Annotated in this window: 1 protein-coding gene; it reads right to left on the bottom strand. The window is 56.1% G+C overall.

The genetic code is table 11. The features are described from left to right. Window positions 1–409: 409 nt before the first annotated feature. The coding region (locus EN852_RS41780) for a hypothetical protein (RefSeq protein WP_210238278.1) at window positions 410–626 on the bottom strand (217 nt) is incomplete at its 5' end.

Here is a 626-nt window from a genome sequence, read left to right as displayed (position 1 = left end):
GCGGCCACTTCGCTGTCGGACACCCAATGGTGAATGACCTCAATGGACTTTTCTTCCGCTTGGGCCGTGGCAGACATCATGCCGCATATGGCGGCGCCCAGTAACAGAGTCCGACTACGCATTTCCTCTCCCAACTATCTCTGATTTGCGATGAGTACAGAGCGCTTGCAACCTGCGACCCGCGCCTGCCCCGGTAAGCTCGCCATGCAGGTTTTTCCGCTCACCGGTATAGAGGTTCATACAACGGAACAGTGCCAGCAATTGCGCACTCGGCAGGAAACTGACGCTATGTGATGCACAAAGGCGCAGCCACTGCGACAGCCGAGGATTTCCAGCAGAATCACTCATCGAAATTCTTCTTGACAAAGGCTCTACGGCAGAGCGATTTTGCGCTAGTCAATATACAGTTTCATTGAATGAAACATTGGCGGCAGCCCGAGCACATAATCGACGCCGGGGCCGAGCGGTCCGCTGGTTTCACAACGATCCCTCTCAGCAGAAAATGTTCAGTAGAAAATGGATGGCTGCGGCCGCGCTCGGCTCGCTGCTCCTCACGGGCCATGCCATGGCCGAGGACAAGAAAGTCATCGCCGTTTCGATACCGGCCGCCGACCATGGCTGAGATC

Source organism: Mesorhizobium sp. M2E.F.Ca.ET.209.01.1.1 (genome assembly GCF_004010375.2).
In the GTDB taxonomy this organism is placed as follows: Bacteria; Pseudomonadota; Alphaproteobacteria; order Rhizobiales; family Rhizobiaceae; genus Mesorhizobium.
This window is presented reverse-complemented; position numbering and strand designations above follow the sequence as displayed.